This is a genomic window from Kitasatospora sp. NPDC059673 (assembly GCF_042734215.1).
GTDB lineage: Bacteria > Actinomycetota > Actinomycetes > Streptomycetales > Streptomycetaceae > Kitasatospora.
The window spans coordinates 93644-110678 of sequence record NZ_JBHWEN010000011.1 but is presented as its reverse complement, the minus strand read 5'-3'; the positions used below and the strand labels follow the sequence as shown (position 1 = coordinate 110678).

Sequence of the window (17035 nt, the reverse complement as noted above, 5' to 3'; positions counted from 1 at the left end):
TCAGTCCTGCTCGCGCCACCCGTCCTGCTCGGCGACGAGCCGGTCGAGTTCGGTCAGCAGCTGCGGCGTCCAGCCCTCGTCCTCGGGGGCCTCGACGACCACGATCCACTGGGCGTCCTCGGCATCGTCCTCCCCGGCGAGGGAGTCCCGGACCACCTCCACGTCGCCCAGGTCGGGCCAGCGCGCACTCAACTCCTCGGCAATCTCATCCGCAGCGTCGCGGTCAGAAAGGACGAGCAATTGACAGTCATTGTTCTTGATCACGCCATCATTCTCCCCAGCCCCGTAGGCGGGACGGCGGCGGCCCCGCCCCAGGTTCCGTGCCGGGTGTCCGGTCTGACGGGACGTGCCGGGGCAAGCCTGTCGGCACGGCGTGCGATCCTGGTAGGCGATGGCCAGGAAGAGTGCACCCGACGACCTGCTCGCCCCGCTGACCGTTGCGGTCGGCCAGGAGGAGCTGCTGCTGGACCGTGCGGTCGCCGAAGTGGTGGCGGCGGCGAAAGCGGCGGATCCGGAGACGGATGTGCGCGATCTCGCGCCGGGAGCGCTGCAGGCCGGGCAGTTGGCCGAACTCACCACGCCCTCGCTCTTCGCGGAGCGGAAGGTGATCGTGGTCCGGGCGGCGCAGGACCTCGCGGCCGACGCGGTCAAGGAGGTCAAGGCGTACCTGGAGGCTCCGGCCGAAGAAGTGATCATGGTGCTGGTGCACGCGGGCGGCGCCAAGGGCAAAGGCCTGCTGGACGCGGCGAAGAAAGCGGGCGCACGGGAGGTCCTGTGCGCCAAGCTCACCAAGGCGAGCGAGAAGCTGGCGTTCATCCGCAACGAGTTCCGCACCCTGGGGCGGGCCGCCAGCCCGGAGGCGTGCCAGGCGCTGCTCGACTCGCTGGGCAGCGACCTGCGCGAACTGTCGGCCGCGTGCAGCCAGTTGACAGCGGACATCGAGGGCCCGATCGACGAGACCGCGGTCGCGAAGTACTACAGCGGCCGGGCCGAGGCGACGGGCTTCGAGGTGGCCGACCTCGCCGTCACCGGCCGGGCCGCCGAAGCGCTGGAGCGGCTGCGTTGGGCGCTGGCTGTCGGCCAGCCGCCCACGGGTATCACCTACGCGCTCGCCTCCGGGGTGCGCAGCATCGGTCGGCTCGCCACCGCCGGCCGGAACCTGCGCCCCGGCGACTTGGCCCGCGAGCTGGGTATGCCGCCGTGGAAGGTGGACCGGGTCCGCCAGCAGATGCGCGGCTGGACGGGCGATGGCGTGGCCGCCGCTCTTACTGCCGTCGCCGAGGCCGACGCTGCCGTGAAGGGTGGCTCCGACGACCCCGCGTACGCCCTGGAGTGCGCCGTGGTTGCCGTGGCCCGTGCCTCCCGGGCCAGCTCCCGCCCGTACTGAGCCACGCCCGTCTTGTGCCGCGCCCGGCAACGCTCCTGGCGGGCTCGCCGAATCGGGTCGAGCGGCTCCCCGAACCGGTCGGGCGGATCGCCGAGGTGTGTCAGGCGGCTCCCTGCACCGGTCGGGCGGATCGCCGGAGTGGGTCAGACGGGTCCGCCGAGAGTGCGCAGGAGTTCGCGGGTGTCGGACAGGAGCGCGGTGCGGATCTGCTCGCGGTCGGGGGCGGCGGTCTTGCCGTCCTGGTAGGAGGCGGACCAGCTGGTGTAGCAGGTCATGCCGCCCTGGCGGACGTACACGACTTGGGTGAGGTAGTGCTGGCCCGGGTTGCTGCGGTCGGGATCGTCGAGGTAGCCGATGTAGGCCGCGTCGCCGAGGCCGGGTACCGGGCTGATCTGGTAGCGGCGTTGGGCCAGTCCCTCGCGCTGTGCGTCGAACTCCGGGCGCGGGTCCACCTCGTGGTGGAGCTGCACCTGCAGGTAGAGGGTGTAGTAGTCCTGGTCGCCGCCGACCTTCTTGCGGTACTGGCTGCAGTACATCTCGTCCAGCGCCCGGTGGTGCGTCGTGTAGTGGTAGGGGGTGCCCGACGGGGTCGGGTAGAGCTGGCTGAAGGTGGTCAGGCGGGCGGTGGTGCACAGGTTGTCGACCATCCGGTAGCCAGCCACGTTCGGGGTGTGCGGCGTCGAGTCGTCGTTGATCAGGGAGGGGACGGTCAGGATGGTGGCCGCCCATACCGCCGAGGCGACCAGGGCGCCACCGATGCCCCACCGCAGTCCGTGCCTCGGACGGCTGGGGCTCGGCCGGTCCGTGCCCGTTCCGTTCGGGCGGCCGCCGCCAGTGGAGGGCCCGTCGGGGCCGATGGTGGTGACCGTGCCGGTTCTGACGCCTGTTGCCGGTGAGGTGCGGAGGCTGCGCGAGAAGCTGCTGGTGGAGCTGTGGCCCTGGAGCGGATGCGGCGGCGGAGTCGGCATCGTTCCCCCGAGTAGTTGGTCACGCACGGGCAGTGTCAGGCACCCACGCACCCTACCTCGCCGCATCGTTCGCGCCGATCCCCTTTCTGCGCACGGTGGTTGAACACCACGGCTGGCGGTGGTCGACCATCATGTCCGCCGGGCGAACAGAGTCCGACGGGGCCCGGAAACGCGAACTGCCCGCCCGGTGGGGACCGGGCGGGCAGTCGGGGGAAGCTCCCTGAGGGGAGACTCCCGTGGTTCATCAGGTACCGCACCCGCGTGGCGAACGCAGGCCGCGTGCGGTACGGGTTGTACAGCTCGTCGGAAATCCGGGTAGAGGGCCGGATTCCCGGGAGCGGACGGTCGGCGGTGGCGGGTAGAGGGCCGCGGATTCACGCCGTCCGAGGTGGTGCCGGAGCACCGGGTCGTACGGCCGGGCCGTACGGGAAGGACCAGGATCAGGCAGCGACGTTGACGCGCTTGGTGATCGCCGACTTCTTGTTGGCGGCCTGGTTCTTGTGGATGATGCCCTTGCTGACGGCCTTGTCGAGGGCCTTGGAGGCGGCGCGAGCCAGCTCGACGGCCTTCTCGTTCTCACCGGCGGCAGCGGCCTCGCGGGCCTTGCGCAGAGCGGTCTTCAGCGAGGACTTGACGGCCTTGTTGCGCAGGCGCGCCTTCTCGTTGGTCTTGTTGCGCTTGATCTGGGACTTGATGTTCGCCACGAAAGAGCCTCAGTCTGTGTGAATCGGCAGTTCAACGGGTCGCACTGCCCGCCGCCGGTACCAGCCGAGAGGGCATGCCGAGGGCGGAGTGCAGCCGCCCACGCTACCAGGGCCGCCCCGCGCCGCCCAAACCGGACCGGGGGCGCGATCACGGCCGGCGCCCCCGTCAGCCGCTGATCAGCGGCTCGCTGTAGTGCTCGACCGCGGGGAACGGGTCGTAGTAGTGGTGCAGCAGTTCGCGCCAGCGCCCGTACTCGGGGGAGCGCCGGAAGCCCTCGGTGTGGTCCTCCAGGGTCTCCCACCCGACCTGCAACAGGAAGCGCGAGGTACGGCCGTCGTCCAGGCAACGGCGCAGTTCGAGGGAGCGGAAACCCCGCTGGGCGGCGATCAGCGGGCGGGCCTCGGCGAAGGCGGCGAGGAAGCCGTCCTCCTGGCCGGGGCGGACATCGAGCAGGGCGCTTTCCAAGATCATGCGGAGATCGTGCCGCATGCCAGCACGGGCGGAAAGACCGGTCGGCCCTCGGGCATGGGAGGATGGGCGGAACCATATTGATCGGATCAGAAATCGGACCAAGGTGCCCGCGACCCCCAGCAACGTGCCAGAGCCCAGCCGTACTGACCCGGCGGTGATTCGCAACTTCTGCATCATCGCCCACATCGACCACGGCAAGTCGACGCTCGCCGACCGGATGCTGCAGATCACCGGCGTGGTGGACCCCCGGCAGATGCGCGCCCAGTACCTCGACCGGATGGACATCGAGCGCGAGCGCGGCATCACCATCAAGTCGCAGGCCGTCCGCCTTCCGTGGGCGCCGCGGACCGGTGAGAACGCGGGCAAGACGCACATCCTCAACATGATCGACACCCCCGGCCACGTGGACTTCACGTACGAGGTGTCCCGCTCCCTCGCGGCCTGCGAGGGAACCATCCTGGTGGTCGACGCGGCCCAGGGCATCGAGGCGCAGACCCTCGCCAACCTGTACCTGGCGCTGGAGAACGACCTCACGATCATCCCGGTGCTCAACAAGATCGACCTGCCGGCCGCCCAGCCCGAGAAGTACGCGGCCGAGATCGCGCACATCATCGGCTGCGACCCGGACGACGTGTTGAAGGTCTCCGCGAAGACCGGCCTCGGCGTCGAGGACCTGCTCGACCACGTGGTCGAGAAGATCCCCGCCCCGGTCGGCATCAAGGAGGCCCCGGCCCGCGCGATGATCTTCGACTCGGTGTACGACGCCTATCGCGGCGTGGTCACCTACGTGCGAGTGGTCGACGGCCAGCTCACCAAGCGTGAGCGGATCGCCATGATGTCCACCGGCGCGACCCACGAGCTGCTGGAGATCGGCGTCATCTCGCCGGAGCCGAAGGTCGCCGACGGCCTCGGCGTCGGCGAGGTGGGCTACATCATCACCGGTGTGAAGGACGTCCGGCAGTCCAAGGTCGGTGACACCATCACCTCGCAGAACAAGGGCGCCACCGAGCCGCTCGGCGGCTACAAGGACCCGCGCCCGATGGTGTTCTCCGGCCTGTACCCGCTGGACGGTTCGGACTACCCGCTGCTCCGCGACGCCCTCGACAAGCTGCGCCTGAACGATGCCGCACTGGTCTACGAGCCGGAGACCTCGGTCGCCCTCGGCTTCGGCTACCGCTGTGGCTTCCTCGGCCTGCTGCACCTGGAGATCATCCGGGAGCGCCTGGAGCGCGAGTTCAACCTCGACCTGATCTCCACCGCCCCGAACGTGATCTACCGGGTGATCATGGAGGACGGCACCGAGCACACCGTCACCAACCCGAGCGAGTTCCCCACCGGCAAGATCGCCGAGGTGTACGAGCCGGTCGTGCGCGGCACCATCCTGGCGCCCAACGAGTTCGTCGGCGCGATCATGGAGCTCTGCCAGTCCCGCCGCGGCAACCTGCAGGGCATGGACTACCTCTCCGAGGACCGGGTGGAGCTGCGCTACACCCTGCCGCTGGCCGAGATCGTCTTCGACTTCTTCGACCAGCTGAAGTCCAAGACCCGCGGTTACGCCTCGCTGGACTACGAGCCCATCGGCGAGCAGTCCGCCAACCTGGTCAAGGTCGACATCCTGCTGCACGGCGACGCGGTGGACGCGTTCTCCGCGATCGTGCACAAGGACAAGGCCTACAACTACGGCGTGATGATGGCCGGCAAGCTGCAGAAGCTGATCCCGCGCCAGCAGTTCGAGGTGCCGATCCAGGCCGCGATCGGCTCCCGGGTGATCGCCCGTGAGACGGTCCGCGCGATCCGCAAGGACGTTCTCGCCAAGTGCTACGGCGGTGACATCTCGCGTAAGCGCAAGCTGCTGGAGAAGCAGAAGGAAGGCAAGAAGCGGATGAAGATGGTCGGCCGGGTGGAGGTCCCGCAGGAGGCCTTCATCGCCGCGCTGTCGACGGACGCGGAGCCGCCGAAGGAGAAGAAGTAGCTCCCACGGTCGGCCCGACGGGCCGGGGTCCCCGCACGGGGCCCCGGCCCGTTGCCGTTCCGGACGGCGAACCGGCAGCACTCTCGGTGGGCCGGCGGCCGGTCAGCGCAGCGACAGCGGTAGCGCGTGGACGATCGCCGACTTGACCAGCCGACCGGCCGCGCCGGTCACCACCCGGGGCTTCATCGAGTCGTCGCCGTGGATCAGCTGCACCAGCGCCTCGCCGCGACCCAGGCTCAGGCACTGGGTGAGGTAGCGGAACGCGAACGGCTTGTCGGTGCGTCCGCTGAGCAGCTTGCCCAGGTAGCGGCCCTGCGGCTGGGCGGTGGCGCAACCCATCCGCAGCTGTCCGATGCCGGGCACCCTGGTGGCGGCGGCGTCCCCGGCCACGTACACGTCGGGGTGCGACACCGAGCGCAGGTGGTCGTCCACCACGGCCTGACCGCGTTCGGTGACGGCCAGACCGGAGTCGGCGGCCAGCGGGTGCGGCTCCAGCGAGCCGGCCCACACCACCACGTCGGCGGGGATCGGGCCGGCCGGCGTCTGCAGCCCGGTGGCGGTGACGGCGGTGACCTGGCGCGCCTCGTCCACCTGGACCCGGAGCCGGTGGAGCACCGCCAGGATGTGCGCCCGCCCGCGTGCCGACAGCCAGCCGCCGACCGGGCCGGACGCGACCAGCCGGACCTGCCAGGACGGGTGGGCCTCGGCGAGTTCGGTGGCCAGTTCGATGCCGGTCGCGCCACCGCCGACCACCGCGATCGTTCCGGGCGCCGGTGCGTCGGTGATCCGGCGGTGCAGTTCCTCGGCCTGCTCCGCCGAGTACGCGTGCTCCGCGGCGCCGGGCACGTCGCTCCAGGCGACCTGGCTGCCGAGTGCGTACACCAGGGTGTCGTACGGGATCCGCTTGCCGTCTTCGGTGACCACCTTCCGTCCGGCCAGGTCGAGTTCGACGACCCGGGTGGGCAGGTGGTCGACCTTGCGGCCGCGCAGTACGTGGGCGATGTCGGGCCGGGAGACCCGGCGGCCGACGGCGATCTCGTGCTGGCGCACCCGGTGGGCAAAGCGCCGCTCCGGGGCGATCAGGGTGACCCGGTTCGGCCCGCGGCCGATCCCGGCGGCGGCAGACAGCCCCGCGTAGCCCGCGCCGATCACCACGATGTGCTTGCCGGTCATCTCGTCCTCCTTCACGAACCCCGCCAGCTGGCGGATACGGAAGGGGGACGGGACGGCCTGCGGGAGTGTGACCGTGAGCTGCGTCACGCCTTCCCGAGGTGGGTGAGCTTCTCGGGGTTCACCATCACGTACGCGGAGGTGATCCGGCCGTCCGCGACGGTGAACGCGAGCACGCCGCCGATCACGCCCGGCCCGGAGTACCAGACCGCGCCCAGCTCGCCGTTGACCAGCATCGGCACCAGCGGGCGCTCCACATCCACCGAGCGCTCGGCGAGCTTGCGCACCAGCCGGCCCACGTGGAGCGCGCCGAGCAGCGGACGGCGGCCCGCGCTGACGATGCCGCCGCCGTCGGCGTGCCAGACCACCTCGGGGTCGAGCACCTCCATCAGCGTCATCAGGTCGCCACCGGTCGCCGCGGCGATGAACGCCGTCACCACTTGGCGGTGCTCGGCCGGGTCAATCGTGCTGCGGCGGCCGCCGTCCCGGACCCGGCGGCGGGCCCGCGAGGCGAGCTGCCGGGTGGCCTCGGGGGAGCGGTCCAGCGCCGAGGCGATCTCCTCGAAACCCACCGCGAACACGTCGTGCAGCACGAACGCCGCCCGCTCGGCCGGAGTCAGCTGCTCCATCACCGCCAGCATCGCCACCGACACCGCCTCACCGACCTCGGCCAGCTCGGCGGGGGACTCCGCGGTGCTCAGCAACGGCTCCGGCAGCCACTCGCCGAAGTACGCCTCCCGGCGGGCCCGGGCCGAACCCAGCTGGTCGTAGCAGAGCCTGGTCACCACCGTGGTCAGGTAGGCGCGCGGCTCGGCGATGCCCGACCGGTCGGCCGACTGCCAGCGCAGCCAGGCCTCCTGCAGCACGTCCTCGGCATCGGCGACCGAGCCCAGCAGGCGGTACGCCACCGCGCCCAGGTAGCGGCGCTCGGCCTGGAAGGCGTCCACGGGGCCGGAGGGTGCGGTGTCCACGGCGGTCGGATCGGGCATCCGCCAACCGTAGCGCGCCGAACGGCCTGAGCGGCGGGCGGTGCTGAGCGGGTGTCGGGCGGGACGGCTGTGCGGGCGTCGGGCGGGACGGCTGCCCGAGCGCCGGGCGCGACGGTTGCGCGGTGTCGGGTGGGGCGGCCGCGCGGGTGTTCGGCCCGGCGGCGGTGCAGGCGTCAGAAGCGGGCCGTTGCGGGGTGCGGGGTGGTCTCCACGCTGTGCAGCAGATCCCGGAGCAGCGTGTTCAGCTCGGACAGTCGCTGCTCGCCCAGCCGGTCGATGATCCGCTGCTGGACGGCGGTGCCCGCCGCCACCGCCCGGTCGACCGTCTCGCGGCCGAAGTCGGTGAGGGTGATTCGCAGGCTGCGGCGGTCGTTCGGGTCGGGGGAGCGGGTGACCAGACCGGCCCGCTCCAGCTTGTCCAGCCGGCCGGTCATGCCGCCGGTGGTGAGCATCAAGGTGGCGGTCAGCTCGCGTGGCGACAGCGAGAACGGCTCCCCGGCGCGGCGCAGCGTGGCCAAGACGTCGAACTCGCCGAGGCCGATGCCGAACGGCGCGTAGGCCTGCTCCATCAGGTCGCTGACCGCGCGGGAGACCCGGTGCACCCGGCCGAACGCGGCCATCGCCTCCGTACGGTCGGCGAGGTCCGGGCGCTCGTGCCGCCACTGGTCGGCGATCGCGTCCACAGGGTCGTGCGCAGTGCTGCGAAGGTCAACTCGGTCCATTTCGCCAGTGTGGCACAGGGTCGCTCGGGAGTGAGCGGGTGAGAGCCGAGATTTCTTTCGTTAATTGACTCGACAGCAAGTAGCTTGGCGCTAAGCTATCTCCCATGCGAACCGTAGCTCTCACCGCGCTCGCCCCGCTCGCGTGGGGCTCCACCTATGCCGTGACGACCGAACTGCTCCCCGCAGACCGGCCGTTGCTCACCGCGACTCTGCGTGCCCTGCCCGCCGGCCTGGTGCTGCTGGCCGTCACCCGACGACTGCCCAGCGGCTCCTGGTGGTGGCGCTCGGCCGTGCTGGGCGCGCTCAACATCGGCGTCTTCTTCGCCCTGCTCTTCGTCGCCGCCTACCGTCTGCCCGGCGGCGTGGCCGCCGTCCTCGGCGCGATACAGCCGCTACTGGCCGCCGGGCTGGCCGTGCCCCTGCTGGGGGAGCGGTTCGGGCGGCGGGCCCTGCTGGCCGGCACCGTCGGTGTGTTCGGCGTGGCCCTGGTGGTGCTGCGCGCCACCGCCCGGCTGGACGCCATCGGCGTGCTGGCCGGACTCGCTGGGGCCGGGGCGATGGCCGCCGGCACGGTGCTCACCAAGCGCTGGGGGCGTCCCGAGGGGGTCGGCCCACTCGCGCTGACGGGCTGGCAGCTCGCCGCGGGCGGTCTGCTGCTGCTCCCGGTGGCTGCCCTGGTCGAGGGTGCCCCGCCCGCGCTCAGTGGCAGCAACCTGCTCGGGTACGGCTACCTTGCGGTGGCCAACACCGCGCTGGCGTATTGGGTCTGGTTCCGCGGCATCGGCCGCCTGCCCGCCACCTCGGTCGCCTTCCTGGGCCTGCTCAGCCCGGTGTCGGCGGCAGTGATCGGCTGGGCCGCCCTCGGCCAGTCCCTCAACGCGGTGCAGCTGCTGGGCATGGCCCTCGCCCTGAGCTCCACCCTGCTCGGCCAGCGCCCGGCCGGCCGACCCGCCACCGCCGTGGTCGCCGCCTCCACCGTTGACCCGGCCGCTCCGACCGCTACCGTCCCGATCGCCCCGACCACCAGGACTGCCGCGACCACCACGACTGCCGCGACCACCCCGATCGCCGCGACCGTCCCGGCCCCAGCTGCCCCCGCCCCCGCCCCCGCCCCCGCTCTCGCCCCCACTCTCGCCCTCGCCGCGATACGCGAGGGGGAGGCCCGCGGCGCGGACCTCCCCCGGGGTGGCGGACCGGTCGAGCCGGTCGGCCGGGCAGCGGGCTGACGCAATGTCAGTCGACCTCGGCCACCGCCTGAGCGAACTGCGCCTGGTACAGCCGGGCGTAGGCGCCGTCGGCAGCGATCAGCTGGTCGTGGTTGCCCTGCTCGACGATCGAACCGTTCTCCATCACCAGGATCACGTCGGCGTCCCGGATGGTGGAGAGGCGGTGGGCGATCACGAAGCTGGTGCGGCCGGTGCGCAGCTCCGCCATCGCCCGCTGGATCAGCACCTCGGTGCGGGTGTCTACGGAGCTGGTCGCTTCGTCCAGCACCAGGATCGAGGGCTGGGCCAGGAAGGCCCGGGCGATGGTGATCAGCTGCTTCTCGCCCGCGCTGACGCCGGTGCCCTCGTCGTCCAGGACGGTGTCGTAGCCGTCGGGGAGGGTGCGTACGAAGCGGTCCACGTGCGCGGCCTTCGCCGCCGCGATCACCTGCTCGCGGGTGGCGGATTCGGCGCCGTAGGCGATGTTCTCGGCGATGGTGCCACCGAACAGCCAAGTGTCCTGGAGCACCATGCCGATGCCGGAGCGCAGCTCCTCGCGGGACATCGCGGCGATGTCCACACCGTCGAGGGTGATCCGGCCGCTGCTGACCTCGTAGAACCGCATCAGGAGGTTGACCATGGTGGTCTTGCCGGCGCCGGTCGGGCCGACGATGGCCACGGTTTGGCCGGGTTCGACCTTCAGGGAGAGGCCCTCGATGAGCGGCTTCTCCGGGTCGTAGCGGAAGGAGACGTCCTCGAAGGCGACGCGGCCGTGCACCTCGGCGGGGCGCTCGGGGCGCTGCGGCTCGGGGGACTGCTCGTCGGCGTCGAGCAGTTCGAAGACCCGCTCGGCGGAGGCGACACCGGACTGCACCAGGTTGGCCATGGAGGCGACCTGGCTGAGCGGCTGGCTGAACTGACGGGAGTACTGGATGAACGCCTGAACGTCACCGATGGACAGCGCGCCGCTGGCCACCCGCAGACCGCCGACCACCGCGACCAGCACGTAGTTGATGTTGCCGACCAGCATCATCGCGGGCTGGATGATGCCCGAGATGAACTGCGCACGGAAGGAGGCTTCGTAAAGTGCCTGGTTCTCCTGCTGGAAGAGTTCCGTGGCCTCCTGCTGACGGCCGAAGACCTTCACCAGGCTGTGCCCGGTGAACATCTCCTCGATGTGGGCGTTCAGCTTGCCGGTGGAGCCCCACTGCTTGATGAACTGAGGCTGGGCACGCTTGCCGACCTTGGCGGCGACCACTACCGAGACGGGGACGGAGATCAGCGCGATCAGGGCCAGCAGAGGGGAGATCCAGAACATCATCACCAGCACGCCGACGATGGTCAGCAGGGAGTTGACGACCTGTCCCATGGTCTGCTGCATCGACTGCTGGATGTTGTCGATGTCGTTGGTGACCCGGCTCAGCACCTCGCCGCGCGGCTGGCGGTCGAAATAGCTGAGCGGCAGTCGGGTCAGCTTCGCCTCGGTCTCCTCGCGCAGCCGGAACACCGTGCGGTTGATCGCCAGCGCGGCCAGCCGGCCCTGGACCACACCGAACACCACGGCGGCCAGGTAGATGCCCAGCACCCAGAGCAGGATGGTGCCGATGGCGCCGAAGTCCATGCCCTGGCCGGGGGTGAAGTCGATCGAGGCGAGCAGGTCGGCGATGTTGCCTTCGCCCCTGGCGCGCAGGTTGTCGAGCACGGCCTGCTTGCTCGGGGCGCCGGCGAAGCGCGGTCCGGTGGCTCCGGCGACGATCAGGTCGGTCGCCTTGCCGAGCACCCAGGGGCCGGCCACCGCGGAGGCGACGGAGAGCGCGCCGAACCCGAACACGCTGAACAGCAGCTTGCGTTCGGGCTTCAGCAGGCCGAGCAGGCGCTTCGCGGAGCCGCCGAGGTCCTTGGCCTTCTCGGTGCCCTGGGCGCCCATGAACCGCGCGGGGCCGGGCCCGCCACGGCGGGCGGCCGCCTCCTGCGAGGTGGAGACCGTCTCCTGCTCCTCCTCGCCCGCTTCGGCACCGGCACCGGCACCGGCACCGGCCTTGGCCAGGTCGGGCGTGTTCACCGCAGGCGTGTCCACTGTGGGCCGGGTCGGGTCGGATGCGGGCCGGGTGGCTTCGGACTTGGCCGTGTCGGGGGCGGTGGGCTCGGTCACGTCGGGGGTGTCGGGGGTGGTCACGCGGCCGCCTCCTGCTCGGTGAGCTGGGAGAGCACGATCTCCCGGTATGTCGGATTGTCGGCCATCAGCTCCTGGTGGGTGCCGGTGCCGACGACGGCGCCCTCGTCGAGGACGATGATCCGGTCGGCGTCGCGGATGGTGGAGACGCGCTGGGCGACGATCACCACGGTGGCGTCCTCGGTCTCGCCGGCGAGTGCGGAGCGCAGTCGGGCGTCGGTGGCGTAGTCGAGGGCCGAGAAGGAGTCGTCGAACAGGTAGATCTCGGGCTTGCGGACCAGGGCGCGGGCGATCGCCAGACGCTGCCGCTGGCCGCCGGAGACGTTGGTGCCGCCCTGCGCGATCGGGGCGTCCAGGCCCTCGGAGAACTTCTCCACGAAGTCCTTGGCCTGGGCGATCTCCAGGGCGTGCCAGAGTTCCTCGTCGGTGGCCTCGGGCCGGCCGTAGCGCAGGTTCGAGGCGACGGTGCCGGAGAACAGGTACGGCTTCTGCGGGACGAAGCCGATGACCTCGGCGAGCTTCTGCGGGTCGATTTCGCGGACGTCCACGCCGTCGATCAGTACCTCGCCGCCGGTGGCGTCGAAGAGCCGGGGGACAAGCCCGAGCAGCGTGGTCTTGCCGGCGCCGGTGGAACCGATCACGGCGGTGGTCTCGCCGGGCCGGGCGGTCAGGTCGATGCCGCGCAGTACGGGCACCTCGGCGCCGGGGTAGCGGAAGTCGACGCCGCGCAGTTCCAGCGTGCCGTGTGCGCGCAGTTCGGTGACGGGGGCGAGCGGCGGGACGACGCTGGAGGGGGTGCTCAGTACTTCCTGGATGCGCTCGGCGCAGACCTCGGCGCGCGGCACCATCATGAACATGAAGGTGGCCATCATGACGCTCATCAGAATCTGCATCAGGTAGGAGAGGAAAGCGGTGAGCGCGCCGATCTGCATGCTGCCGCTGTCGATGCGTTGCGCACCGAACCAGAACACGGCGACGCTGGAGATGTTCACCACGCCCATGACGATGGGGAACATCAGCGACATCAGCCGGCCGACCCGCAGCGAGTAGTCGGCGAGTTCTCCGTTGGCGCCGGTGAAGCGCTGCTTCTCGTGGTCGTCCTTGACGAAGGCGCGGATGACCCGGATGCCGGTGATCTGCTCGCGCATGATCCGGTTGACTGTGTCGATGCGGTCCTGCATGCCGCGGAACTGCGGCCGCATCCTGCCGACCAGAACGGTGACCACGGCGCCCAGCGCCGGCACTACGGCCAGCAGCAGGCCGGACAGCGGCACGTCCTGGTTGAGCGCCATGATGATGCCGCCGACGCACATGATCGGCGCGGCGACCATCAGCGTGAAGGACATCATCGCCAGCATCTGGACCTGCTGGACGTCGTTGGTGGTGCGGGTGATCAGCGAGGGCGCGCCGAACTGGTTGAGCTCGCGGGCGGAGAACTCCTGCACCTGGCGGAACACCCCGGCGCGCAGGTCGCGGCCGACAGCCATCGCGGTGCGGGCGCCGTAGTAGACGGCGCCGATCGAGCAGACGGCCTGGGCGAGCGAGACGCCGACCATCACGCCGCCGACCCGCAGGATGTACCCGGTGTCGCCCTTGAGGACGCCGCTGTCGATGATGTCGGCGTTCAGTGTCGGCAGGTAGAGCATGCCGATGGTGGAGATCAGTTGGAGCACCACCAGCACGGTGATGTCTCGGGAGTAGGGGCCGAGGTGGGCCCGTAGAAGTCTGAAAAGCACCGTGACACTCTCGTCTTCGAGTGGGACGCGCGCATCCCAAATTCGGGTACTTGCGAAAAACGTTCACCCGTGGACCGGGCCTGTCACTCTGAGCCTGCACTGTGCCTGCACTGTGCCTGCACTGCCGCCCCGTGAGTGTGCCAGCTCACGTCACCCCCTTACGGAACGGCTTTTCACCCCCTAGGCTGCTGATTGCCCTCTTGTTACTCACCGGTTAAGTCGGTTGGTCGGCCGCCCCCACGGCCGTCGCTCACCCACTCTCGGTCCACCCGTCCCCGGAGGTCCTCGTTGAGTTCCGCGCAGTCCATGATCGAGCGGCGTCCGCCCTCCGTGGCGCACCTTCTGCTCAGCAGGGTAAAGGCCACGCCGAACGGTGAGGCGTACCGGTACCCGGTCCCGGTGGACGAGCAGGCCGCGGACAGCGCGCCGGGTGCGGAGCAGTGGCGGTCGCTGACCTGGGCCCAGGCGAACGAGCGGATCCGCGCGGTCGCGGCCGGCCTGATGGCACTGGGCATCCGGGCCGAGGACCGGGTGGCGATCGCCTCCGCGACCCGGATCGAGTGGATCCTCGCCGACCTGGGCAACATGTGCGCCGGTGCGGCCACCACCACGGTCTACCCGAGCACCAACGCCGACGAGACGGCGTTCATCCTGGCCAACTCCGGCAGCCGCGCGCTGTTCGCCGAGAACGCGGGCCAGCTGCGCAAGGCCGCCGAGCAGAAGGCCGAGCTGCCCGCGCTGGAGTACGTGATCCTGTTCGACCCGGCGGGCGAGGACGCGGCGCAGGCCGAGGGCCTGACCGTGCTGACGCTGGCCGAGCTGGAGCAGCGCGGCGCCGCGTACCTGGAGGAGAACCCGGACGCGGTCGACAAGGCGATCGACTCGCTGGACAAGGAGCAGCTCGCCACCCTGATCTACACCTCCGGCACCACCGGCCGCCCCAAGGGCGTGCGCCTGGTGCACGACTGCTGGTCGTACGAGGGCGTGGCGCAGGAGGAGAGCGGGCTGCTGCGCTCCGACGACGTGCAGTTCATGTGGCTGCCGCTGTCGCACGTGTTCGGCAAGACGCTGATCTCCGGCCAGATCGCCACCGGCCACGTGATGGCGGTGGACGGCCGGGTGGACCGGATCATCCACAACCTGCCGGTGATCCGCCCGACCCTGATGGCGTCCGCGCCGCGGATCTTCGAGAAGGTCTACAACGGCATCGCCGGCAAGGCCCGGGCCGAGGGCGGAGCCAAGTACAAGATCTTCCTGTGGGCGGCGAAGGTGGCCCGCGACTACGCGCAGACCATCCAGGCCAACAAGGTCGCGCACGGCCACGAGAGCGCCCCGCTGGGCCTGCGGCTGCAGCACGCGCTGGCCGACAAGCTGGTGTACACCAAGATCCGGGCGGCGTTCGGCGGCCGGCTGCGCGGCGCGGTGTCCGGCAGCGCGGCGCTCGCCCCGGAGATCGGCTACTTCTTCAAGGGCGCGGGCGTCCCGGTGCTGGAGGGCTACGGCCTGACCGAGACCTCGGCCGGCTCCACGGTGAACCGGGCGGAGGACTTCCGGGTCGGCACGGTCGGCCTCCCGCTGCCCGGCACCGAGGTGCGGATCGCCGAGGACGGCGAGATCCTGCTGCGCGGTCCGGGCGTCATGCGCGGCTACCACGAGCTGCCCGAGCAGACCGCGGAGGTGCTGGAGTCGGACGGCTGGTTCCACACCGGCGACATCGGCGAGCTCGGCGCGGGCGGCTACCTGCGGATCACCGACCGCAAGAAGGACATGTTCAAGACCTCCGGCGGCAAGTACGTCGCGCCGAGCGAGGTCGAGGGCAAGTTCAAGGCGATCTGCCCGTTCGTCAGCAACATCCTGGTGATCGGCAACGGCCGCAACTACTGCACCGCGCTGATCGGTCTGGACGAGACGGTGATCATGCCGTGGGCGGCCGAGCACGGCCTGGCCGGGAAGCCGTACGCCGAGGTGGTGGCGGCCCCGGCCACCGTGGAGCTGATCGACGGCTATGTGAAGCGGCTCAACGGCGAGTTGCAGCGCTGGCAGACGATCAAGAAGTTCGCTCTGCTCCCGCGTGACCTGGACATCGAGCACGGTGAACTCACCCCCAGCCTGAAGATCAAGCGCCCGGTGGTGGAGAAGCACTACGCCGACCGGGTGACCGAGATGTACGCGGGTGCCAACGAGGCCTGACACCCACGGTTCCGGTACGGCCTTCGGACTTTCGCGGGCCGTACCGGACAATGGGCGCATGCCCTCCGCACTTCCCGACGGCGAACCGGTGCCGTCCGACGGCTCGCTGCCCGCCCACGCCCTGGACGGACTCGGCGCCCGGCCGTTCGGTTTCTACCTGCACGTGCCGTACTGCGCCAGCCGCTGCGGCTACTGCGACTTCAACACCTACACCGCCACCGAACTGCGCTCCTCGGGCACGGTCGCCTCGCAGGACACCTACGCCGACAACGTGATCGCCGAGATCCGGCTGGCGCGGCGCGTCCTGGGTGACACCGAGCTGCCGGTGCAGACGGTGTTCCTCGGCGGCGGCACCCCCACCCTGCTGCCCGCCCGTGACCTGGTGCGGATGCTGGCCACGCTGCGCGAGGAGTTCGGCCTCGCGGAGGGCGCGGAGGTCACCACCGAGGCCAACCCGGAGTCGGTGGACCCGGCGTACCTGACCGAGTTGCGCGAGGGCGGCTACAACCGGATCTCCTTCGGCATGCAGAGCGCCCGCCCGCACGTCCTGCAGATCCTGGACCGCCACCACACCCCGGGGCGCCCGGAGGCGTGCGTCGCCGAGGCCCGCGCGGCCGGCTTCGAGCACGTCAACCTGGACCTGATCTACGGCACCCCCGGCGAGACCGACCAGGACTGGCAGGCCTCGCTGGACGCCGCGATCGGCGCCCGCCCCGACCACGTCTCCGCGTACTCGCTGATCGTCGAGGACGGCACCCGGCTGGCCGCGAGGGTCCGGCGCGGCGAACTGCCGATGATCGACGACGACGTCCACGCCGACCGCTACCTGATGGCCGAGCAGGCGCTCGCCGCCGCCGGATACGCCTGGTACGAGGTCTCCAACTGGGCCACCACCCCCGAGGGCCGCTGCCGCCACAACGAGCTGTACTGGACGGGCGCCGACTGGTGGGGCGCCGGCCCGGGCGCGCACAGCCACGTCGGCGGGGTCCGCTGGTGGAACGCCAAGCACCCGGCCGGGTACGCGCAGGCGCTCGCCGAGGGCCGCACGCCCGCGCTCGGCCGCGAGGTGCTGGCCGGCGAGGACCGCCGGGTCGAGCGGATCCTGCTGGAGCTGCGCCTGGTCGAGGGCTGCCCGCTCGACCTGCTCACCGACACGGGCCGCAAGGCCGCCGACCGGGCCCTCGCCGACGGTCTGCTGGAGCCCGGCCCGTACGCCCGCGGCCGGGCGGCGCTGACGCTGCGCGGGCGGCTGCTGGCCGACGCGGTGGTCCGCGACCTGGTCGACTGAGTCGGCGCCGGGCGGCGGCGGGCGTCAACGGGGCGGGACGGGCGTGAAACGTTCCGAGG

14 protein-coding genes are annotated in these 17035 nt (G+C 70.9%); 5 read left to right on the top strand and 9 right to left on the bottom strand.

Going from position 1 to position 17035, the window contains the following annotated elements:
• Nucleotides 1-264, bottom strand: coding sequence for a hypothetical protein (locus ACFV18_RS15515; RefSeq protein WP_380483327.1), 264 nt, complete (start codon nt 262-264; stop codon nt 1-3).
• Nucleotides 265-391: 127 nt separating this feature from the next.
• On the opposite strand from ACFV18_RS15515, the gene holA reads away from it, so the two are divergent.
• Nucleotides 392-1387, top strand: a complete 996-nt coding sequence (gene holA / locus ACFV18_RS15510) for a DNA polymerase III subunit delta (RefSeq protein WP_380483325.1) — start codon at nt 392-394, stop codon at nt 1385-1387.
• A gap of 143 nt (nt 1388-1530) precedes the next feature.
• Here the strand turns inward: holA and ACFV18_RS15505 are convergent, their stop codons facing one another.
• The 3 genes from ACFV18_RS15505 to ACFV18_RS15495 all read right to left on the bottom strand — a co-directional run bounded on the left by ACFV18_RS15505 (nt 1531) and on the right by ACFV18_RS15495 (nt 3531).
• Complete coding sequence (locus ACFV18_RS15505; protein WP_380483323.1) at nt 1531-2355, bottom strand: hypothetical protein; 825 nt, start codon at nt 2353-2355, stop codon at nt 1531-1533.
• Nucleotides 2356-2795: 440 nt separating this feature from the next.
• Entirely contained in the window at nt 2796-3059 is a 264-nt protein-coding gene (rpsT, locus tag ACFV18_RS15500; protein ID WP_035862702.1) for a 30S ribosomal protein S20, read from the bottom strand.
• 166 nt (nt 3060-3225) lie between these two features.
• Entirely contained in the window at nt 3226-3531 is a 306-nt protein-coding gene (locus ACFV18_RS15495) for an antibiotic biosynthesis monooxygenase family protein (protein WP_380483321.1), read from the bottom strand.
• A gap of 103 nt (nt 3532-3634) precedes the next feature.
• Here ACFV18_RS15495 and lepA point away from each other — a divergent pair, with 103 nt between their 5' ends.
• A complete protein-coding gene (gene lepA, locus ACFV18_RS15490) occupies nt 3635-5503 on the top strand; it encodes a translation elongation factor 4 (RefSeq protein ID WP_380483319.1) in 1869 nt (622 codons plus the stop codon).
• Between the two features lie 102 nt (nt 5504-5605).
• Here the strand turns inward: lepA and ACFV18_RS15485 are convergent, their stop codons facing one another.
• From ACFV18_RS15485 to ACFV18_RS15475, 3 genes are all read right to left on the bottom strand, one after another.
• On the bottom strand, nt 5606-6763 hold the full coding sequence (locus ACFV18_RS15485; protein WP_380483317.1) for an NAD(P)/FAD-dependent oxidoreductase: 1158 nt from the start codon (nt 6761-6763) through the stop codon (nt 5606-5608).
• On the bottom strand, nt 6760-7662 hold the full coding sequence (gene sigJ, locus ACFV18_RS15480) for an RNA polymerase sigma factor SigJ (protein WP_380483315.1): 903 nt from the start codon (nt 7660-7662) through the stop codon (nt 6760-6762). Before sigJ ends, ACFV18_RS15485 begins: the two co-directional genes overlap by 4 nt.
• 173 nt (nt 7663-7835) lie before the next feature.
• A complete protein-coding gene (locus ACFV18_RS15475) occupies nt 7836-8384 on the bottom strand; it encodes a MarR family winged helix-turn-helix transcriptional regulator (RefSeq protein ID WP_380483313.1) in 549 nt (182 codons plus the stop codon).
• 104 nt (nt 8385-8488) lie between these two features.
• On the opposite strand from ACFV18_RS15475, the gene ACFV18_RS15470 reads away from it, so the two are divergent.
• Complete coding sequence (locus tag ACFV18_RS15470) at nt 8489-9610, top strand: EamA family transporter (protein ID WP_380483311.1); 1122 nt, start codon at nt 8489-8491, stop codon at nt 9608-9610.
• 7 nt (nt 9611-9617) lie between these two features.
• Here ACFV18_RS15470 and ACFV18_RS15465 read toward each other — a convergent pair whose 3' ends face one another.
• Entirely contained in the window at nt 9618-11516 is a 1899-nt protein-coding gene (locus ACFV18_RS15465; protein WP_380483467.1) for an ABC transporter ATP-binding protein, read from the bottom strand.
• Between the two features lie 245 nt (nt 11517-11761).
• Nucleotides 11762-13498, bottom strand: coding sequence for an ABC transporter ATP-binding protein (locus tag ACFV18_RS15460; protein ID WP_380483309.1), 1737 nt, complete (start codon nt 13496-13498; stop codon nt 11762-11764).
• 288 nt (nt 13499-13786) lie between these two features.
• On the opposite strand from ACFV18_RS15460, the gene ACFV18_RS15455 reads away from it, so the two are divergent.
• Together ACFV18_RS15455 and hemW are read left to right on the top strand one after the other, a co-directional pair.
• Nucleotides 13787-15688 (top strand): AMP-dependent synthetase/ligase, encoded by a 1902-nt coding sequence (locus ACFV18_RS15455; protein WP_380483307.1) that lies wholly within the window; start codon nt 13787-13789, stop codon nt 15686-15688.
• Nucleotides 15689-15746: 58 nt separating this feature from the next.
• A complete protein-coding gene (gene hemW / locus ACFV18_RS15450) occupies nt 15747-16976 on the top strand; it encodes a radical SAM family heme chaperone HemW (protein WP_380483305.1) in 1230 nt (409 codons plus the stop codon).
• Nucleotides 16977-17035: the final 59 nt, after the last annotated feature.